The 20,756-nt window shown below is 43.6% G+C and carries 17 protein-coding genes; 10 read left to right on the top strand and 7 right to left on the bottom strand.

Annotated features, from left to right (window positions below; genetic code table 11):
- Positions 1–46 precede the first annotated feature (46 nt).
- Together xylB and ACYVGZ_RS11620 are read left to right on the top strand one after the other, a co-directional pair.
- Entirely contained in the window at positions 47–1,498 is a 1,452-nt protein-coding gene (gene xylB / locus ACYVGZ_RS11625) for a xylulokinase (protein ID WP_460755632.1), read from the top strand.
- A gap of 232 nt (positions 1,499–1,730) precedes the next feature.
- Positions 1,731–2,915, top strand: a complete 1,185-nt coding sequence (locus ACYVGZ_RS11620) for a XylR family transcriptional regulator (RefSeq protein WP_460755630.1) — start codon at positions 1,731–1,733, stop codon at positions 2,913–2,915.
- Positions 2,916–2,951: 36 nt separating this feature from the next.
- Here ACYVGZ_RS11620 and xylA read toward each other — a convergent pair whose 3' ends face one another.
- Entirely contained in the window at positions 2,952–4,274 is a 1,323-nt protein-coding gene (gene xylA / locus ACYVGZ_RS11615) for a xylose isomerase (RefSeq protein ID WP_460755627.1), read from the bottom strand.
- A gap of 87 nt (positions 4,275–4,361) precedes the next feature.
- Between xylA and ACYVGZ_RS11610 the strand changes: the two genes are divergently transcribed.
- Entirely contained in the window at positions 4,362–5,177 is an 816-nt protein-coding gene (locus tag ACYVGZ_RS11610) for a CLCA_X family protein (protein WP_460755624.1), read from the top strand.
- Here ACYVGZ_RS11610 and ACYVGZ_RS11605 read toward each other — a convergent pair.
- Positions 5,174–6,037 carry an inositol monophosphatase family protein gene (locus tag ACYVGZ_RS11605; protein ID WP_460755622.1) on the bottom strand — a complete coding sequence of 288 codons (864 nt, stop codon included), beginning with the start codon at positions 6,035–6,037 and terminating at the stop codon, positions 5,174–5,176. The two genes, ACYVGZ_RS11610 and ACYVGZ_RS11605, sit on opposite strands and share 4 nt — an antisense overlap.
- 123 nt (positions 6,038–6,160) lie before the next feature.
- On the opposite strand from ACYVGZ_RS11605, the gene ACYVGZ_RS11600 reads away from it, so the two are divergent.
- The 6 genes from ACYVGZ_RS11600 to ACYVGZ_RS11575 are packed head-to-tail and all read left to right on the top strand — an operon-like array spanning position 6,161 to position 12,119.
- Positions 6,161–7,798 carry a phosphotransferase gene (locus ACYVGZ_RS11600; RefSeq protein ID WP_460755619.1) on the top strand — a complete coding sequence of 546 codons (1,638 nt, stop codon included), beginning with the start codon at positions 6,161–6,163 and terminating at the stop codon, positions 7,796–7,798.
- Positions 7,791–8,735, top strand: a complete 945-nt coding sequence (locus ACYVGZ_RS11595; protein WP_460755616.1) for a GAK system ATP-grasp enzyme — start codon at positions 7,791–7,793, stop codon at positions 8,733–8,735. Before ACYVGZ_RS11600 ends, ACYVGZ_RS11595 begins: the two co-directional genes overlap by 8 nt.
- Positions 8,725–9,819 carry an HprK-related kinase B gene (locus tag ACYVGZ_RS11590; protein WP_460755613.1) on the top strand — a complete coding sequence of 365 codons (1,095 nt, stop codon included), beginning with the start codon at positions 8,725–8,727 and terminating at the stop codon, positions 9,817–9,819. The genes ACYVGZ_RS11595 and ACYVGZ_RS11590 overlap by 11 nt, the downstream gene beginning before the upstream one ends.
- The gene (locus ACYVGZ_RS11585; RefSeq protein WP_460755611.1) at positions 9,816–10,505 is read left to right on the top strand and encodes a histidine phosphatase family protein; all 690 of its coding nucleotides are present in this window, start codon (positions 9,816–9,818) and stop codon (positions 10,503–10,505) included. The genes ACYVGZ_RS11590 and ACYVGZ_RS11585 overlap by 4 nt, the downstream gene beginning before the upstream one ends.
- A gap of 24 nt (positions 10,506–10,529) precedes the next feature.
- Positions 10,530–11,852, top strand: coding sequence for a metallophosphoesterase family protein (locus ACYVGZ_RS11580; RefSeq protein ID WP_460755608.1), 1,323 nt, complete (start codon positions 10,530–10,532; stop codon positions 11,850–11,852).
- A 3-nt stretch (positions 11,853–11,855) separates the two neighbouring features.
- The gene (locus tag ACYVGZ_RS11575; RefSeq protein ID WP_460755605.1) at positions 11,856–12,119 is read left to right on the top strand and encodes an amphi-Trp domain-containing protein; all 264 of its coding nucleotides are present in this window, start codon (positions 11,856–11,858) and stop codon (positions 12,117–12,119) included.
- 61 nt (positions 12,120–12,180) lie between these two features.
- Here the strand turns inward: ACYVGZ_RS11575 and ACYVGZ_RS11570 are convergent, their stop codons facing one another.
- From ACYVGZ_RS11570 to ACYVGZ_RS11560, 3 genes are all read right to left on the bottom strand, one after another.
- On the bottom strand, positions 12,181–13,197 hold the full coding sequence (locus ACYVGZ_RS11570) for a TauD/TfdA family dioxygenase (RefSeq protein WP_460755602.1): 1,017 nt from the start codon (positions 13,195–13,197) through the stop codon (positions 12,181–12,183).
- Positions 13,198–13,228: 31 nt separating this feature from the next.
- Positions 13,229–14,191 (bottom strand): aldo/keto reductase, encoded by a 963-nt coding sequence (locus tag ACYVGZ_RS11565; protein ID WP_460755599.1) that lies wholly within the window; start codon positions 14,189–14,191, stop codon positions 13,229–13,231.
- Between the two features lie 140 nt (positions 14,192–14,331).
- Entirely contained in the window at positions 14,332–15,324 is a 993-nt protein-coding gene (locus ACYVGZ_RS11560; RefSeq protein ID WP_460755596.1) for a 2-hydroxyacid dehydrogenase, read from the bottom strand.
- Between the two features lie 329 nt (positions 15,325–15,653).
- Here ACYVGZ_RS11560 and ACYVGZ_RS11555 point away from each other — a divergent pair, with 329 nt between their 5' ends.
- Complete coding sequence (locus ACYVGZ_RS11555; protein ID WP_460755594.1) at positions 15,654–16,976, top strand: methyl-accepting chemotaxis protein; 1,323 nt, start codon at positions 15,654–15,656, stop codon at positions 16,974–16,976.
- A 420-nt stretch (positions 16,977–17,396) separates the two neighbouring features.
- Here ACYVGZ_RS11555 and ACYVGZ_RS11550 read toward each other — a convergent pair whose 3' ends face one another.
- Together ACYVGZ_RS11550 and fdhD are read right to left on the bottom strand one after the other, a co-directional pair.
- Positions 17,397–19,718 carry an FdhF/YdeP family oxidoreductase gene (locus ACYVGZ_RS11550; protein WP_460755591.1) on the bottom strand — a complete coding sequence of 774 codons (2,322 nt, stop codon included), beginning with the start codon at positions 19,716–19,718 and terminating at the stop codon, positions 17,397–17,399.
- A gap of 10 nt (positions 19,719–19,728) precedes the next feature.
- A complete protein-coding gene (gene fdhD, locus ACYVGZ_RS11545; protein WP_460755588.1) occupies positions 19,729–20,514 on the bottom strand; it encodes a formate dehydrogenase accessory sulfurtransferase FdhD in 786 nt (261 codons plus the stop codon).
- Between the last annotated feature and the right edge of the window lie 242 nt (positions 20,515–20,756).

Here is a 20,756-nt window from a genome sequence, read left to right as displayed (position 1 = left end):
GGAGCGGTGCTGAAGAGCACCGTTCTTGGTTTGATAAGGAAAGATTATGTATATCGGTATTGATCTTGGCACGTCAGGCGTGAAAGTTATTTTAATGGGGGAAGATGGACAAGTAACAGCCAGTTGTTCTTCTCCTTTGAGTGTTTCTAGAGTAAAAGAGCTTTGGTCTGAACAAAACCCGGAAGATTGGTGGTTAGCAACAGATCAAGCCATGCAAGAGTTGGCTAGCAAAGTCAGCTTGGCTGAGGTAAAAGCCATTGGTCTATCAGGTCAAATGCATGGTGCGACATTGCTTGGAAAGGACCATCAAGTATTGAGACCGGCGATTTTATGGAACGATGGACGTTCCTTTGAAGCCTGTAAAGAACTACAAATAAAGTGCCCTGAGGTGCAAACCATCACAGGTAATTTAGTTATGCCGGGGTTTACCGCCCCTAAGCTTTTGTGGATGCAAAAGCATGAAAAAGCCCTGTTTGATAAAGTTGATAAGGTTCTGCTCCCTAAAGATTATTTGCGCTTTCGGATGAGTGGGGACTTTGCTACAGATGTATCTGACGCCTCAGGAACCTTATGGCTAGACATGCAACAAAGGTGCTGGAGTGAGCGTATGTTGTTAGCTTCAGGCCTCAATGAGAGCCATATGCCTAAGCTTTATGAAGGCTCACAAGTGACTGGAGAACTAAATGCGACGGTTGCGAAACGTTGGTCTATGCCGGTTGTTCCTATTGTTGCTGGTGGCGGAGATAACGCTGCGGGTGCGGTGGGGATGGGAGAAATCCATGAGGGTCAAACCATGCTTTCTCTTGGCACTTCGGGGGTGATCTTTTCTGTCAGTGACGGCTTCACGAGCAACCCAAGTGTGGCCTTGCATAGCTTTGGCCACGCCTTACCCAACACTTGGCATACTATGTCGGTTATTTTAAGTGCGGCCAGCTGCTTGGATTGGGTAGTCAAATTAACCGGCTTTGAGAGTGTCGGGCAGGCTTTTGCTGAATTAGAAGCGCGTCCACCAAAAAGTATTAGTGTGACATTTTTGCCATACTTAAGTGGGGAGAGAACACCACATAATGACCCAAATGCGAAAGGAGTGTTTTGGGGTATGGGGCACGATACTGACCGCCTAGACTTTTTTCAAGCGGTTCTAGAAGGGGTTAGTTTTGCTCTTCTTGATGGTTTAGAAGCCGTATCATCAGTCCAAGAAGTGTCTCAAAGTATGGATGTTATTGGAGGTGGCGCGCGCAGCGCATACTGGTTGCAAATGCTATCCAATATTTTTTCGAAAGACATGGTGTATCGAGCCGGAGGAGAAGTGGGCCCAGCGCTAGGTGCTGCAAGGCTTGCCGCCCTTGGTGTTAATCCAGAAGATCAACTTGATCGCATCTGTTCACAGCCGGATATTATTAAGACGTTAACTCCCCAGCAAGCTCAAACTGACTATTATCAGCAGAAACATGAGCGCTATCACGCCTTATATCAAGGGGTGAAAGGGTTGTTGTAAGTGTCTGAATGCTGTTGAGATTTGATCTGAAAAGCCACTTCTTAGGGCTGCTGTGCTCGGAAGTGGTGACTTTTTCAATGCCCTTTCAATATAAAGTTTACTCTTACAAAACCCTTCTTCACAATGGGAGAAGCAAGAGTAAATCATAGGTAATGCTGCTACCGAATTTATCTTTGGTGGCGCGACCTTCCATAAAGCCGTGGTCTATTTAACAAAAATTAGAGAGCAGTCCATGTTTGAAAAACGATATCGTTTAAACCTTGTGTTCAATGCGAATAAAGTCTACGACCGCCAAGTCATAGAAGGTATTGGTGAGTATCTACAAGCGGCTCAATGCGATTGGGATGTCTATTTTGAAGACGACTTTCGTTATCGAGTCGAAGGGCTCAATACTTGGCAAGGTGACGGTATCATTGCCGATTTTGATAATCCAGATGTAGAACGGTTATTACGAGAAACGAACATTCCTACTGTTGCGTTAGGTGGGTCTTACCATACTCGTGAGGAGTATCCGAGGTTTCCTTACGTCGCCACTGATAACATGGCACTGGTTAAAACAGCTTACGAGCACTTGAAAAACAAAGGCCTAACACAGTTTGCTTTTTACGGTGTGCCTGCCACTCCATACACGCGTTGGTCCCAAGAGCGGCAAAGAGCCTTTGTTAAGTTAGTAAAAGCAGATGGCTTTGAAAGCAATGTGAATGAAGGCCAAAGCACCAATGTCAAACAGTGGCAAACGGCGCAGCAAAACTTGGAACATTGGTTAAAAACCCTGCCAAAGCCAGTTGGTGTGGTGGCAGTAACAGACTCTAGGGCTCGTCACCTTTTGCAAGCTTGTGATCATTTGAATATTTTGGTGCCGGAAGAAGTGGCCATTGTGGGAATCGATAATGAGAACATGGCGCGTTATTTAAATCGTACTGCTTTATCTTCGGTGCAACAAGGCAGTAAACAAATGGGTTACCAGGCTGCCAAAATGTTACATCGTATGTTACTTGGATATCCTTTGGAGAATGACCTTGTCATTGTACCGCCATTGGGTATTGAAGAGCGCCAGTCCTCAGATTTTAGAGCCCTAGAAGACCCTTATGTTATGCAAGCAATGCATTACATAAGGCACAATGCATGTCGGGGAGTGAAAGTTGCACAAGTGGTGGACTATGTTGGTATTTCGCGAACAAACTTAGAAACGCGTTTTATCGAAGAAATTGGCTGTTCAATGCATGAACAGCTTCATATGACAAAGTTTTACCGGGCTTGTGAATTGATTACTTCTACTGACTTGGCATTTGAAGAAATTGCGCGAACCTGTGGCTACCCTTCTGTGCAATACATGTATACAGTGTCTCGCAAAAATCTAGGCATGACCCCTAAGGAATATCGTTTGTCTGCAAAGATGGTAAAAGAGTCGAATTAAAAGATTAAGAAGCCCTTTCGGGCTTCTGTCAGGTTGTTAACCTCGAATGTGCTGGTTAACTATATTTTCAAGCAACTCTTGCTTGCCAGAGACGGCAGTCGGATTCAGATTATTGCTCTGAACATGTTTAGCAATGTCTTCAAGGCTCAGTTTCCCTTGTAAAATATCCTGTCCCATTGGGCTGTCCCATTTTTGATAGCGTTGTGATACAAAGCTCGACAATGCCTCACTTTCTATTAGTTTTACGGCTTTTTCTAGGGATAAAGCCAGAGTATCCATAGCGCCAATATGGCCGTGGAATAGGTCTTCTAAGTCGTTTGACTGACGTCTTAATTTGGTGTCAAACATATAACCACCCGTTTGGAAACCACCCGCTTTTAAAATCTCATAGGTAATCAAAGTGTACTCTTCCACGCTAGTTGGGTATTGGTCGGTATCCCAGCCTAGTTGAGCATCACCTTGGTTGGCATCCACAGAGCCAAAGATCCCCAGTGAGCAAGCAGTGGCTATCTCGTGATGGAAACTGTGGCCAGCTAAGGTTGCATGGTTCGCTTCAATATTTACTTTGATTTCATTTTCTAAGCCAAACTCTTTTAAGAAACCATAAACAGTCGCTGTATCATAATCATACTGGTGTTTAGTTGGCTCAGCGGGTTTTGGCTCGATCAGCAAAGAGCCTTTAAAGCCAATTTTGTGTTTATGTTCAACGACCATTTGCATGAAACGACCTAACTGTTGGCGTTCTTTGCGCAAATCCGTATTCAGTAGGGTTTCATAGCCTTCGCGGCCACCCCAAAGTACATAGTTCTCACCATTAAGTTTTTGTGTTGCTTGCATAGCATGAAAAACTTGCGTTGCAGCGTACATAAAAATATCAGGGTCTGGGTTCGACGCAGCACCGGACATATAGCGTCGATTAGAAAAAGCATTAGCTGTGCCCCAAAGCAGTTTTAGCCCACTGGCTTCTTGCTTAGCCTGCAAAACATCTACCATGGCGTCTAAATTATTAATGTACTCGGTTACTGAATTACCTTCAGGACACACATCAATATCGTGGAAGCTGTAATAAGAAATACCCAGTTTAGAAAAGAATTCAAATGCCGCATCGGCTTTTAATTTGGCATTCTCCATTGGGGTTGCAGAACCTTTACTCCAAGGGCGGTTAAAGGTATTCTCGCCGAATACATCACTGCCATGCCAACAGAAATTATGCCAATAGCATGCGGCCATACGTAAATGCTCAGCCATGGTTTTACCCATGATTACCTTGTTAGCATCATAATGCTTAAAAGCAAAAGGGTTGGTGGAATTGGGTCCCTCAAATTGTACCTGTGGAACCGTGGGAAAAAAATCGCTCATCGCATACTCCTAGTGTTTCTTGTTTTTATTGGGTAAAACAAATCATTGGCTTTTTAAGGCTGAGCCGCAATTACGAAATTTCTTCCGGTGATTATTGAATTTATCGAGCACAAAAACGCACTTTGTAAAAAGTGCGGGCTTCATAACGGCTTGGTGCGCAGAAAAAGGAACACTATGAACTTTGTTGCGATTCGCAGAGAGTTTGACTTTCGCAGTATTGAAATGGGGCGTTGGGTAACCAGTGAAGAACGCGATAGGGCGGCGCCAAAATTTTACCAAGCTTTAACCGATTTGAAGCGCGTGCTCAATGTGCCTTATGAAGTTATTTCGTTACGGGGGCAATTAGGTATCCAGTATGGTAAGGGCGGTCAACTGGGAGTTAGTGCCCATTACACTCCTGCCACAAGGCAATTGGCGTTAGCGAAAAACGCTGGGGCGGGTAGTTTAGCCCATGAATGGTTCCATGCCTTTGATCACCATATGGGGAGTAAGATGTTTGCGACAATATCTGACAAGGAATTCGCTTCATTTGCTTGGATCAATAATGCAGTGCCTTATCCACACCCTTTAAATACACTGCTCGGCCACTGTTTTCAGACCATTTTATTAGATGACGCAGGGGAGCGGCCGAGCGAGCTATTTATGCTAGCAAAACAAGTAGATGGACAGCTGAATAGCTATTATTACGCCAAGCCGGAAGAAATGGCAGCACGCTGCTTTGAAGCCTTTATTGAAGATGCCTTACCCAATAGCCAGTTTTTAGTAAAAGGCACCCGTGCTTCCCAAGAAGCTCAATTCGGGCTTTACCCAAAAGGAAAAAACCGAGAGGCAATTAATTTAGCCTTTGCTGACTACTTTGCACATTTAGGTTCGGCGCTTGGTAAGGCGCCGAATATCGATTAGTTTTCTCTAAAATGTTTAGCGAGGGCTTGCCATTGCTGTTCAGATTGAGCAGCCAGCATTTCTCCATCTAGTAAAGTCGGCTGATACTCTTTTCCGTCTAACGTGCGACAGACACCACCAGCTTCTTGGTATATCAGAACGCCAGCAGCATGATCCCAAGGCATCATTTTATAGGTGAGGGTAAAGTGAAAGTGCCCCTGTGCCAGCATACGATAAGCTGGGCAAGAAGGAAGGTTATTAATGCGAGCAAAGTGAGTCGCTTTTAAGGCAAAGTCTTTTAACTTTTCACCCGTATAGGCATGGATAGACATAATGCCTGCCAATGCAGTTAACTCTGTTTGCGCTTGAATGGTTAAAGGCTTGGGAGGTTGAGCAAAGGCATTGACTGTGGTGTCGCCTTTTTCTTGTGGCAGTGTTCTTTGAAAATATGCCCCTTGTCCCAAGTGGCTATAGATCCAGTCGTCATTCACAGGGTCATAAAGTAAACCAAATTGGGTAACGCCTTTTTCTACGACGGCGAGAATAATCCCAAAGTCAGATAAACCATGTGCAAAGTTCCAAGTGCCATCAATCGGATCTATGATCACGCAGGTGTCTGCACTGCTAATAAGATCGGTTGTTTTTGGGTCTTCGGCGACGGCTTCTTCTCCAACAATCGCCCAATTGGGAAAGCTTTGCTTGATTTGGGTGCTAATAAACTCTTCGCTAGCGTGGTCTGCAATGGTGACAAGGTCGCTCAAACTGCTCTTTGTAGCGACATCAGACAGGTCTAACTGGCGAAACTTGCTCATTACAATTTCCTGGCCTGCTCGTCTTACAATGTGTATTAGCTCGTCTTGCATTGCTTTGTCCAGCGACATTACTTGCTCCCTTTTGAAGTCATTTGAAATAGTATGCTACTGTCATATTTGTAACATTTTAACTTAATCGTAACGAAAGATTGTTACTGTTGTTAGACAGAAAATGAAAAATGGACCTTAATAATGTCAAAACCTGCCTCGGCAGTACAAGAGAACTTACACTTTCTCATTAATGAAGTTGAACTTCATTGCCAGCTTGCTGAACAGTTTTTTACAGACTTTCCTAGCGACTTATACATGCGTATGTGTGGCCGCAGAGGCTATATTAAAACGTTGCGAGAAAAGGTCGATAAAGAGTGCGCTTTGTTAATCGAACGTCGCAAGCCTGGCACTCGTTTCTATATTAAAGTAGAAGCGAATCGCACTCTTGCCATGGCTTTAGACCGCATGGCCTTGCATCTTCATCATTGTATCGAACAGGGGCTGGTGTTTAGTTCAAAAGACCACCCAGAGGTGCAAAAATGCTTTTCCTTAGTCAAAAAAATGCATCGTGCGGTGCGGCTCGTTAAGCTAGGCTTAGACAAGTCTTTACGTCGTACTGGCATAAAAGTAGGACGTCGAATACAGCCAATGCTGTCTTTGTATGAGGAAATTCTCGTTACAATTAAACAGCAGAAAAATAGTTTATCAGGTGAGGTTCTGCAGTCGGCTTTCTTGACGGCTTACTGTTTAAAAGAAGCCGTTGACCAACTTTCTGTTGTGGGAGAGTGCCTAATTCAAGCGGATCTAGGTCAGGTAGTCTCTTTACAAAATTACGATCACTTGCAAGCCTCAGCGGACTCATTGAATTACGACTTAGCCGATTTGAAAATTCGTCGCCTTGCTTTAACCCGTTCGGGTAGTGCCATTGCTTCAATTAGTCATAAAACAGAAACGGATAATGGCGTACTGGCGGTTTATAAAGAAGGTAACCAAGAAAAAATCGCTGAAGAAGTAGCTGGGGTGAAACAATGGCAAAAAGTGGACCCTAATGTGGCCCCCGATGTGTTAGCTCACACGGATAAAAAGAACAATACTTCGTCGCTGTTGATTGAGCATATGCCAGGCCAAACACTGGAAGCTCTATTACTAAATGGTAATGAAAAGGCAGTTCATGTCAGCCTAAACGCCTTGTTTGCGTTACTGAATAGTACTTGGAAGAAAACCCTTATAGCAGAGCCGATACAGGCTAAATTCATGGCACAACTGGCAAAGCGCATTGACGCCAGTCGTCAACTGCATCCAACTTTTTTTAGTGAAGAACAGAGTTTATGTGGTTTTGTACGGCCAAGTTTCGATCATTTAATTGACGCTGTGGCTGCCAAAGAACGTCTCTGGCCTGCGCCTTTTTCCGTGCTAACCCACGGGGATTTTAATGTCGATAATTTGATTTATGATGATTTAGAGAAACGTATTTATTTTATTGATTTACATCGCTCCCAGTATTTTGATTATGTGCAAGATCTTTCTGTGTTAATGGTGTCTATCTATCGCTTACAAGTGCTCAGTGGTGAAACCCGCGCGCTTATGATGGATAGTGCGAAGCAAATATACCAATTTGGTAGCCGATACGCGAAGCGACATCAAGACAGCACCTTTGAACTTCGCCTAGCGGCAGGTTTAGCTCGCTCTTTCGCAACCTCCACGCGATTCATTTTTGATAAAAAACTGGCTTCTCGCATGCATTTAAGAGCACGCTATTTACTTGAAACATTAGCGAATATGCCCTCTGAGCAAGAAACCTCTTTTAAAATTCCACTAAAGGAGTTGTATTTTGAATAATCTACCCTCTGATCAAGAGGCAATACACAACCAGGAGAACGCACCACGTATTGCCGTGGTCGGTATACCAGGGAAATGGTCCACAGAGGTGTTGGCAGATCGTCTAGAAGCCATGACTGGGTTTCGAGCTGTAATTGATATGAAGGATGTAGAATTACGGCTCGATACTAATCAGGTAATGTGGCAGGGCATGGATTTGTCTCAATTAGATGGGGTCATCGTTAAGAAAATCAGCCAAGTCTATTCCCCTAGTGCAGAAGATAGAATCCATCTGCTGTCCCATTTAGAGTGTTGTGGCGTAACCGTTTTTAGTCCTACTCATAGCATGGATAAGTTGATTAATCGTCTGAGCGGTACTCTTGCGCTTCATCAAGGCGATATTCCAATGCCCAAAACGAGAGTGACTGAGTCCTTGGAACTTGCTGTGCAAACTGTTCGTGAATATGGCTCTGCTATTGTTAAGCCTTTGTACTCGACGAAAGCGCGCGGCATGTTGATGCTTGGCGCGGATAACTCAGATGATGAAATTCGAAAACAGCTATCAGCTTACTTGGACGAGCAGGGAATTATTTATATTCAAGAAAAGTTAGAGCTTAATGGCCGAGATCTGGGCATGGTGTTTTTAGGTGGCCAGTATCTTTGTACCTACGCTCGTGTAGCAGGCAATGATACTTGGAATACGACTATTCACAGTGGTGGTCGCTATGAAAACTACGCAGCGAGCGATGAGTTAATCGAGTTGGGGCAGCGAGCCCAAGCGTGTTACGAAATGAGCTTTACTACGGTAGATATCGCACTAACAGATAAGGGCCCGGTGGTGTTTGAAGTATCCGCTTTTGGGGGCTTTAAAGGCGCACTCGAAGGTTGTGGGGTCGATGCTGCACAAGCTTATGCGAACTATGCTGTACAGCAAGTAAGGAGTCATAATGCTGAATAATCCTTTGGCAAACCATGAATTAAAACACGCCTTAGCGTCTTGCCAATATAAACATATGTTTGTTTTTGCCGGTTTAGGTTTTTGTCTGCATAGCAACAACGAAAGCATTATAGAAGGGCTAAAAGAGTATTATAAAAGCTATTTCGCTAGTACTGTGGAGCAAAAAGTTGTCGACGTTTATGTGGTGGAGCAGGGGGTCGTGGGCGCCGCATTAGATTGGCTACCTGTTCCCAGAGAAATTGGTAAAACGGGTCGTAAAGAAGGTTATATTGATAGCCCGTCGGGGCGTTGGATAAAAAAATTCAAAACCGGTTTAGCCTTATTACAAAGGCAAAGGGACCCAGTCGCCGTGGGACCTTGCGTCAAGAATTTGGCGCAAATAGTTAACTTTATTAATAATCAATTTATCAATGTTCATTTACGCGAAGGTTGTTTGCTTGGCCATGCCTCTGCGTTTTCTAAAGAGGGGCAAGTAACGGCGATTGCAGCAGGTTCAGGGGGGGGGAAGTCGACTCTAATGCTGCGTTGCTTGGAGGATGATTCGACTCATTTCATTAGTAACGATCGTATTTTGTTACAACGAAATGAAGCCGGTGTGACCTTAACCGGTGTAGCCAAACTGCCCAGGGTAAACCCTGGTACCTTGTTGCACTCTTCTGGGGGGCGGCTCAAGCACATTTTGCCCGTACAAGAGCAGGAACGCTTACAACAGCTTGATCAGTCAACGCTTTGGCAACTTGAACAAAAGTACGATGTGCAGATTGAAGATGAATATGGTCCTGAACGTGTTGTGTTAACCGGGCAGTTGACACGTTTAATTATGCTGGATTGGTCTTTAGGATCGAAGGTGCCTACCCAAATTGAGCGAGTTGATCTTCAGCAAGGTCTTGCTCATATTGAAGGGCTTAGGAAGCGGCCAGGACCTTTTTACCAAGATAGTACTGGGCAATTCATTGAGCTGACAGAGTGCGCTGACCTTGAAGATTATCAGCAAGTACTAGAGGGCATTGCCGTGTATCGATTATTTGGTGCGGTAGACTTTGATAAAGCCGTTGATCTTTTAGCATCAACGGAGGAAATATGAGTCGTAAAATCGCGCTTATCCGACACGGTGCTTATCAACAAATTGAGCAAGCTCCTAGTGCGTTACAGCCTTACCCATTAACAATACAAGGGGAAATTGAGGTTCGCCAGCAAGCCCGACAATTGGCTGCTTGGTTGTCAGAACATGCCATTCAATTAGACCCTATTATTGATTGCTCTACGTTACTTAGAGCATGGCAAACCGCTGAAATATATCGCCAGGAACTGGCCGGTTTTTTCAAAAATACACCTGTTATAGAGTCGTTTTCAGCCTTGTGCGAGCGCAGTGTCGGCGCGGTGGCTAATTTAACGGTCGATGAAATCGAAAGAATTTTAGAGCTAGACCCTAGGTTTGAGCGTCCTCCTGCTAATTGGAAGTCGTCCAGCGATTATTGTTTGCCTTTCGATGGGGCTGAGTCATTAATGGATGCAGGCACAAGAGTCGCGAATCACATTCAGCATCGTATGCTTGGTGAGCATGATGACACGCTTAAACTGATTATCGGACATGGTGCGTCAATCCGTCACGCAGCCTATTTGCTTGAATTAATGGAAAAGGAACAGATTAGGCAATTAAGTATGTTTTATGGGCACCCAGTGGTGTTTGATTTTGCCAATCAAACAAGCTTTTCCGTTCCTGTGTTTGGCAAATGGAAACAAAGAAAATTAAACGAAGTGCCTGATTAGGCATTGCGTTCACTAGGTAAATATATGAAAAACCCTATTCCCAAAATTGCTGACTCCCCAGTTCATGCAGATATCCTTGCTAGGCTGCCTTCTGAGTGGATTGATTGGCCACAAGACGGTGGTTCTAGTAACGCCAGTGCTCGCATGACTGGAGCAACCAAGGCCCATAAACTGAAGCGCAAGTTAAAGTGGCCTAAACGCCCAGTGGTGTTTATTTCAGACCCTCATGCCGATGCCCAAGCGTTCGAAGCATCCTTAATTGCCGCAGGGGTCGCGCGTCAACGTAAGGCTGGCTTGGGTAAGCTAAAGTTAACTAAGTTTGGCCGTAAAGCCGAAATTATCATTGGGGGAGACTGCCTAGATAAAGGTCCAAGTAATTTAGACCTATTACGCAGCGTAAAACAATTGTTTCGTTTAAAAGCCAGAGTGACTTTGTTAGCGGGTAATCATGATTTAAGACTAATCATGGGGCTGTTGGCGCTAGAGCGTAAAAAAGATATAGGGAATCAGCACTTTTTTGTTCGTATGGGGAAAAAGGTTATTCCTTTATTTAAAGAAGTGTTCGAGCAGTATGTGGAAGGAACGAACTGGCAGAAAAAGGTGCCGGATGAAGACACTTGTCGCAATAAGCTGTTTCCTAGTGAAAAGTGGTTTGAAGCCTTTCCCTACCATGCAGCGGGTCAGCTGACAGCGGAAGGAATTGAGCGTGAAGTACGTAAAATGTCCTCTAAGTCGCAAACCTTTGAAAAAAATTGCCTTGCAGCTGGTATGACGCTGCAGCAGGTTTATGCCGCTGCACTGATGTGCCAAAAGCTGTTCCTAAGTAAAAAGGGCGAGTTTGCTTGGTTTTTTCATAAGATGAAATTGCTTGAAAAGCGGGGGGCATTTCTCTTTTTGCATGCAGGTTTAGATGACACCATGGGGCAGCTATTGCTAAAAAGTGGAATTAAGTATGCGAATAAAGCGTTTCATCGCAATTTAAAACATCGTGATTTATTTGGTTTTTACTACAGTTCACTTGCGAATACCTTCCGTACAAAATATCGGGAAGCCGATTTACCTTTAACGGATCATGGTGTGAAAGCGGTACATAAATCGGGTGTTCATGTTGTCGTTCAAGGTCATGTTAACCGACGGTTTGGGCAAAGAATTACGGTAAAGAAAGGGCTCATTCATATTGAAGCGGACGTCACTCTAGACACACATTCGCGCATCAATGAAGGACTAGAAGGCTATGGTATAGGGGCAACCATCATTAGCAAAGCGCATGGTGTAGTGGGGATTAGCTGTGACTATCCGCAAGTTAAAGTGATGAAACCTGAGACATTAAGACAAATATATGGATAACTTATGAAATCTAAAACTGAGTTTAAACACGAAGCGTTATTAGATAGTAGTGATATTCAAGATCTGCTAAAAACGATTTCGAAAAGTTTAGGTAAGGGTAAACTTGAGTTTAGCGATGAGAAAGGCGCACTTGTGCTACAACCAGAAGGACTTTTATACCTTAAAGTCACAGCCTCAGAAGAGGATGACCGTCAGCAATTTGACATTAAAGTGCGCTGGGAAAAGCAACCTAAAAAACTTAGTAAAGAACTCCCTAAGATTAATTAGGTCACCTCCCCTTTGCTCATTTAAGTTGGCAAAGCACCTGATTGCCAACTTAAATAACACCCTAGCTTTTGCCTAGTGCAACCAATACTTGGCGTTTGGTTTCACCACCATAAGGGCGACGACCATGCATGGCCATATAGTTATCGACTATCGCCATATCTCCGTCTTGCCATTCCACATCAAAGGTGAACTCGGCTGATAAGCTATTAATTAGCTCAAGATCTTCCGCTTTAAAATGTGAACCATCTCCATAGGTGATAGCACTCGATGGATTTTCACGTACTCCTTTCCATCCCATATAAGCAGCAATCAACTGGTTATAGAAAGTCTTCTTGCCATTTTTAAGCTCAACTACGGCAGGTAGAACTGGTGTGGTCGCTCTTAATGTGCCGTCTTCTAGCCATTCCCATGAGTAGCCAAGAGATTTCAGTTTGGCCTCGGCTTCTGTTTGGGTTTCACAACTCAGAGTGCTTTTCCAACTACGGCCTTGTCCTGAATTAACATCATTTTCACTTGGCATGCTGGTGGTGTATTTTAATCCTTTTTCAGCAAAGTCTTGTGCCAGTTCAGGAGCGACTTTTTGTAGCTTTTCAAAAAGCTTGTCAGAACGACATAAAGGAGTGGCACCACCATGATCTGCGGCTTTTAAACAGAAGAAGAAAAGCTGATCTGGTGAAACGGGGGTTTGTGCCATTTCATGGTGTAAGAATATTTCCACATCTTTGGGAGCTTCGTTAGCCGTAAAGACTCGCTCCGTAAAATTAATGCGGACAGCGTTAGAAAGAGACTCTTGGTAAGTAAAAGAGTCAAATTCAAAGGCCGCTGAAAAGGCATCAAAATCTTCTGCAGAATGAAGTGGAAAACCACGAAATAGCAAAGTACCTGATTCGCTCAGGGCTTCTTTGAGCTCTGCTAAATTGTTTTTTACCCACGCAATGGACTGAGTAAGATCACTAATTGAATTAGGCGCAACAATACTTTGCTGAGTGACGATACTTGGGAAAAGAGTATCGTCGTATGTGTGTAGGCCTTCGAGATTAGCAAACTCAATCGCCCCTTTTGTATTTAGGGTCGCCATAGTTGTTTCCTTTTTATCAAATAAACCCTATTTAGTCGTAAATAGGGTAAAAAGTACCAAATGCTGCTTCACAGAAGTGACCAGGATCATTAAAACGACGGTTTTGATTGAGTGCCGTAATCGCATCCATCTCTTCTTGTGTCAGTTCAAAGTCAAACAAAGATAAGTTTTCAATCATTCGCTCAGGCTTGCTGGTTTTTGGAATGATCGAGCAGCCTCGTTGCACGCCCCAACGTAATACAACTTGTGCTGGTGTTTTGCCAAGGCGAGCCGCAGCCGCTTTCACAACAGATTGCTCAAGAGTGGACTCTTGTTGGCCTGCCATATCCAGTTCAAGGTAAGAAAGTGCGCCAAGGGGAGAGAAAGAGGTCACTTGCAGGCCGTAATCTTTTGCCATGCGGATAAGGCGTTCTTGAGTTAGATAGGGATGAGATTCAATTTGCAAGCTATGTGGCTTAATATTGGCGTAGTTCATTAAGTCGTGAAGCAACCCTGTATTATAGTTGCACACACCAATATGCTTAACCAAATTTTCTTCCGCTAGGCTTTCCATGGCTGACCAGGTTTCGTGTAATGGCACTTTAGCTAAAGTCATTTTAGGGGCAGCACTTGGGTCAACTGTCCAACCAGGTGGGTAATTGTCCTCGAAAGGTACGAATTGCTGGGCAATTGGGAAGTGGATGAGGTATAAATCTAGGTAATCTAGTTGCAAATCCTCTAAGGTACGCATTAATGCAGGTTTTACATGCTCTTTAGCGTGGTAGGTATTCCAAAGTTTAGATGTAATCCACAGCTCTTCACGGGTACAGATACCCTCTTTAATGGCGCGAGCAATACCTTCCCCTGTTTCTTTTTCGTTGCCATAGTCACTGGCACTATCTATATGGCGATAACCTGCTTTAATGGCTTCATAAACCGTATCGGCACACATTTCATTTGGTACTTTCCATAAGCCGAAACCTACGGATGGAATAGTTGCAGCATCTGCTGACATAACAGGTTCCTCAATGTCTTAATGTTATTGTTGGGATTTAGTTAGCGATTTTAAGTAAAAGAACCTACTTATGCAAAACAGGATTCATAGATATTTTGCTTTAGGTGAAGCGAGTTTCAACTGCATTGATAATTAAGTCTTTAAACCAACTGTGTATCTGCCTGTTTTCCTTCTTGATAATGCCTAATATTAAGTATCGTCGTATTGGCAATATGGGCTAAAGCTTCTTTAGTAAAGTAGCCTTGGTGGCCTGTGACGATAACATTTGGGAAAGACAAAAGCAGCTGGAATACACTGTCTTGGATAACTCGTGCTGACAGGTCTTCAAAAAATAAAGAGCCTTCGTATTCGTATACGTCTAATCCTAAATAGCCAATTTGACCACTATACAAAGCTTCAATAGCGTCCTGGGCATGGACGAGGCCACCGCGGCTGGTGTTTATTAGCATGACTCCTGTTTGCATTTCCTTTAAGGACGTGCGATTTATTAGATGGTGGGTATGTTCATTTAGCGGGCAATGTAAGCTGATAATGTCAGATTCTTGGTATAAAAAGTTGAGATCAGTGTGTTGGCAACCAAGTTCATCTAAATGAGTATTCTTTTTTAGATCGTAATAGAGTACGGTACAGCCAAAACCTCGCATGATACGGCAAAAAGACTCACCAATTCTACCAGCCCCGATACTACCTACTGTTTTTCCTTCTAAGTTGAAGCCTAACAAACCCTCAAGTGCGAAGTTGTTCTCTTTTACTCTATGAAAGGCTCGATGGGTTTTTCGATTCAAAGCCATGATTAGGGCAACAGCGTGCTCGGCTACAGAGGTTGGGCTGTAATCTGGTACATAATAGACCTTAATGCCGAGCTTTTTCGCATGCTCTAAGTCTACATTGTTATACCCTGCACACCTAAGAACAACGCCCTTCACAGACAATTGTTGTAGTTTTGTAAGAACTTCACCGGTTAGCTGGTCGTTCACGAAACAGCATACCAACTCATACCCCTTGGCTAAGCTAACGGTTTCTAAGCTAAGTCGGCTTTCAAAAAAACTGAAAGTTAGTTCTGAAGCCGAGCTAGTGAATTCAGCTAGGCTTCTTTCGTCATAAGGCTTGGAAGAGAAAACAGCAACCTTCATAATTTAGCTACTCCTAGAAAATCAATCCTTTGAGTGTAACTTTTTTATTTGCGGGTTTGAAAAAAACAGCTATAACTTTGATTTATATCAACGGCTGTAAATGCTTAAGTGACATGCTATATTTGTATTACTAATTTTTCAGATAGCATAAGTTAATAATAAAAGAGTAACAGAACGTATCTTTTTGTCTCTATGTGCTATTTTTATTAGGGGCAAGTGGCTAGTTGAGCGGCATACTATTAAAATTCTATTAAGGTTAGGTAATGAAGACTTGGTATATTTAATATGCCATTAAGCAAATTTAGATAATTCATTTTCAGGAAGGAAATATGTTTACCAAGCATTTGCATCAAGAAATTCAGCTATTGAAAGAAGAAAACTTTGCTTTAAAGCAAGTGAGCGACAGTCTTAAGCAAGAAATGTTATCTATGAGGCTGGATGAAAATGGACACATAATTACAGCTAATCCTTTACTGCTAGAAGCACTTGGTTATAAGAGCGAGTCTGATTTAGTTGGCCAAAAGCTCGTTGACCTAGTCCGCCCTGCTTCTCAACAAACTAGCCACTATAAACAATTGGTCGAGGCAATTAACTCAGTTCATCACTGGTCTGGGGCATTTCAAATGTTGCAAGCTAATGGTGATGAGTCCTGGTTGCGTATTATTATACAACCAGTAAAAGATCAGTCTGGTAAGGTTCAGTTTTTCAAAATTCATGGTAATGACTTAACGCGAACCATTAGTACCTCTCGTGAACACGAAAATCTCATCGCTGCATTAATGCGCTCAACTGCCTTCATTGAATTTGAAATGTCAGGGCACGTGATTAATGCCAATGAATTATTCCTGCAAGGCATGGGTTATAGTCTAGAGCAAATCAAAGGGCAACATCACCGCATGTTCTGTGAGGAAGAAGAAGCAAATTCGTCAGAGTACGAAGCATTCTGGGCCCGTTTGAATCGAGGGGAGTTTGTTGCACAAAGGTTTAAACGTGTGGATAGCGCCGGTAATACGGTTTGGTTAGAGGCTTCCTATAATCCTATTACGAATCTTCAGGGTGATCTCTATAAAGTAGTGAAGTTCGCGACGGTCATTACCGATCAAGTGAATCGTGAGTTGGCTATTTCTGAGGCGGCTGATATAGCCTTTTCAACTTCACAAGGTACAGATGGCAGCGCTCAAAAAGGCAGCCAAGTGGTGCAAAAAACCGTTGAAGTCATGCATCAATTGTCTGACCAAATGGCCCAAGCTGCCGATGGTATTTCAGAGCTGGATAAGCAGTCTCAGCTAGTGGGACAAATTATTCAAAGTGTGAGTGGAATTGCAGAGCAAACCAACCTGTTAGCGCTTAATGCGGCTATTGAAGCGGCTCGTGCCGGTGAACAGGGGCGAGGTTTTGCTGTGGTTGCCGATGAAGTTCGACAATTGGCCTCTCGAACCAGTGCCGCTACCGAAGAAATAGTTTCTGTAGTTGAGCAAAATCAAGTCTTAGCTGAAAAGGCGGTGGCCTTGGTAAATACGGGTAAAGAGCAAGCCGAGCAAGGGTTAGAGCTGTCTAATGAAGCAGGAAACGTGATTTTAGAAATACAAGATGGTGCTCAACGGGTGGTAAATTGTGTCGAACAGTTTGCCAATCAATTTACCAAAAATTAATCAATAGCACCCAGTTAAAATACGCCTAGCTGGGTGCGAATGAATTTATTGATGACCTTGCCAATCAATGGTTGCCAAGCCTTTTATGCAACCCGAACTCGTTTCTTTTAGCTGGGCGCTTTGTCCAACGACCAAACCTTTATCAAACCAAATGGTAATATAGGAACACTGGTTAACCCCTTTATAGCCTGCATACTGTCAAGCTTCTTCATTTCCGTAGAAGGATCGCAGACTGGGTGTGCCTAATGTATCCAAAACGTCTTTTTTACTCATTGCAAGATGAATAGACATAGATTTTTCAGATAAAAGGCTACATGCAGTTAAGGTTAAGCTTAACAAAAGTAAAGTGAATTTCATGTGTCATTATTCCTACCGTTGCTGGTATTTACCTTGCTAGAAACCTTTTTGACTTATATGGTTTTAGTTGCCAGTTGCAATCTTGTTGTTCGTATCTTCGATGAATAGCTCAACTGCAATACTTTTTGACGTCGGGGTATGGCTAAAAGCCCCAACACTGTCCAGGGGAACTAAAGGGTTGGTTTCAGGGTAATAAGCCGCAAGATTACCAGCTGGTATTGCATAAGGAACAAGTGTAAAACCGGTGACTTTTCTTTCTATACCGTCGTTCCAAAGTGATCGGATTGATACTTTTTGGCCTGCTTGAAACCCTAAGCGCTCAATATCTGCAGGGTTAATGAACACAAGGTTACGCTGTCCCTTTATTCCTCTGTATCTATCGTCCATACCATAGATGGTCGTATTATATTGATCGTGTGAACGAAGGCTCTGCAATATCATGGTGGTGTCTGTTATCAGTTGAGCTGCTTGTGTAGGGAGTATCGAATCTGGTAACTCGTGATTATGAAATATGGTTTTACCATTCTCAGTATGCCATCTTCTTTCCCTTGCGCTATTGCCAAGATAAAATCCGCCTTCTTGATTAATTTCTTCGTTAAAGTGCTCGAAGCCTGGCACAACAGCACTAATGTGATCTCGAATAATGTCATAGTCTGCGACAGTGGCTTGCCAATCGATGGGGAACTTACCTAGTGTTGCTTGAGCAATGCCAGCAATAATAGCGGGCTCAGAGCGCTGTTCTGAGCTTAATGGTTCTAACACCCCGCCTGAAGCATGGACCATGCTAAAAGAGTCTTCAACTGTTACTCTTTGCTCGCCGTTGGCCTGGCGATCAATGTCTGTTCTGCCTAAGCAAGGTAGAATAATCGCTTCTTTGCCGATTTGTAGGTGCGAACGATTTAGTTTAGTACTTATTTGTACGGTTAAATCACATTGGCGTAGAGCTTCAGCAGTGGCTTGGCTGTCCGGTGTGGCAGCAGCAAAGTTTCCTCCTAGGGCAATGAAGATTTTTACTTTTCCTTGCTGCATGGCTTTTATGGTATCAACAACCGCCAGCCCAGGTGTGCTTGGAGGGGTAAATTGAAAACGCTTTTCGAGAGCATCAAGAAAGCTTTGTTTAGGCCGCTCATTAATGCCCATGGTTCTATCGCCTTGCACATTACTATGCCCTCGCACAGGACAAGCCCCAGCTCCTGGTTTTCCAAGGTTGCCTCTTAAGGCTAAGAGGTTAACGATTTCATGAATAGTTGCCACTGAATGTTGGTGCTGTGTGATCCCCATGGCCCAAGTACAAATTACTCGCTCAGAGTTTGCATAGACATGGGCACTATGACGAATGTCTTCTTCAGTGAGGCCAGACTGATCAAGAATAGTTTCCCAGGGGGTGTTTTTTACCGTCTCAAGATATGTCGCAAGCCCATGAGTGTGTTGTTGAATAAAGTCATGATCAAAAACGGCTTTACCACATTGTGAGGCTTGTGCTTCGAGTTCAATTAATACCTTAATGATTCCTCGAACGACAGCCATATCTCCCCCTAGTTTCGGGCAGTAATAGGCGGTATTGGTTGGTCTTGAGCCATTTGTTAGCATTTCAATGGGCTTTTGCGGGTTTTGAAAACGCTCTAAACCGCGCTCTTTAAGAGTGTTAAAACTGATTAACTCGGCCCCTCTGCTGACCAGTTCACGCAGGGTTTCCAACATTCTCGGGTGGTTGGTGCCTGGGTTTTGACCAAACACAAAAACAGCATCAGCCTGTTCAAAGTCTTCAATAGAGACGGTACCTTTGCCAATACCAATGCTGCTGGTTAAGGCGTAACCACTTGCTTCATGGCACATATTGGAACAATCTGGGAAGTTATTAGTTCCGTAGGCTCGAGCAAACAACTGATAAAGAAAAGCTGCTTCATTGCTAGCTCGCCCAGAAGTATAAAAAGCAGCACTGTGAGGAGAGGGCTGAGTTTTTAATGCTGAGGCAATCTGCTCAAAAGCTTGAGACCAACTAATGGGCTCATAATGATCCGATTGTGGGTTATACCTCATGGGCTCGGTTAATCTGCCTTGATACTCTAAGTAGTAATCGCTCTGCGTTTTTAACCAGCTCACACTGTATTGAGCAAAAAACTCGGCATCGACCTTTCGAGAAGTGGCTTCCCAATTGACGGCTTTAGCCCCGTTCTCGCAAAAGCGAATCTTAGCTGGGTCGTGCTTCTCTCCCCAAGCGCATCCAGGGCAATCAAACCCATATGGTTGGTTGGTTTTTAAAAGGGTATTAATGTTGCGAACGGCATTGTCGCTTTTTAACCAGTGTTTGGTGGTACTTTTTAAGGCTCCCCAACCGCCCGCAGGGCCTGAATAGGGGGTATGATGATCCGTTTTTTTGCTCATAATCTGTTCCTTAAGAATACTGTCTTGGCCCATCATGCTTGGTCAAATGAATAAGGGTTAAACCATATTGGCGTGCCAAGGTAACGGCCAGCGTACTAGGAGACGCCAAGTGTATCAAGCAAGACAGTTTTGCTCTGACCGCTTTTAACACCAACTCAGTGCTGCAACGGCTGGAGGTGACAATGCTGTGATCATAAAGAGAGAGTTTATTCAGTAGGGCATGGCCAATGAGCTTGTCGATGGCATTATGTCGGCCTATGTCTTCCATACAAGCAAGATTTTGTCCTTCTGGATCAAGCAGTAGTGCCCCATGTATCGCCCCTGTTTCTTGTCCTATTATTTGGTGTTGAGCGAGTAATTTACGCAAGCCGATAAGTTGATCTTGAGGCAGAGGCAGCGAGGGTTTCAATTTTGCTAAGTTGGGGAAAGCGTGTTCTATTGAGTCGCTACCACACAGACCACAGCCTGTGGCTCCTAGTCTGACATGCTTTTGTTGCTTATAAGATTGTAAGCACCTTGGACTAAGCTCTAAATCGATTTGTAAATAAGGCAGTGACCCTTTTTGCACTGATGAGATGTTAATGTCCCTAATCTCGTCCAAATCGTTAATAATTTGCTCAGAAAAAGCAAAGCCAATTGCAAAGGCTTCGAGTTGGCTTGGAGTCACCATCATGATTGCATGTGCTATGCCATTCACCGTGATACTTGCTGGTATTTCAACAACTAGGGAGGTGCTTTCGTCATTTATAGTTCGGGACGTTAAGACTTTAAACTGAGTGGCTTGGATTGGCTGCATGAGTAGGTTCCAAAATTGAGTCTTAGGGGCATAATACTGCATCGTGAATTGAGGTTGTAGATTTAACTGCACATGCTCAGTGCAGGATTAGATTGAGAAGTGAGCCTTTTCTTATTTTCTTGCAAAGAAATAGGGGAGACTCGCTAAGTCATGACCAAGTACTAGAATGGTTATGAGAAACCTGTAAAATTGCGCCTCAATTTGCCTTCGTATTTTTGGCACAGTGTATCGAATAAGTTTTG

It is taken from the genome of Marinomonas epiphytica, assembly GCF_054780655.1.
Note: the sequence above shows the minus strand (reverse complement) of the source record. Positions and strands in the feature narration are given on the sequence as shown.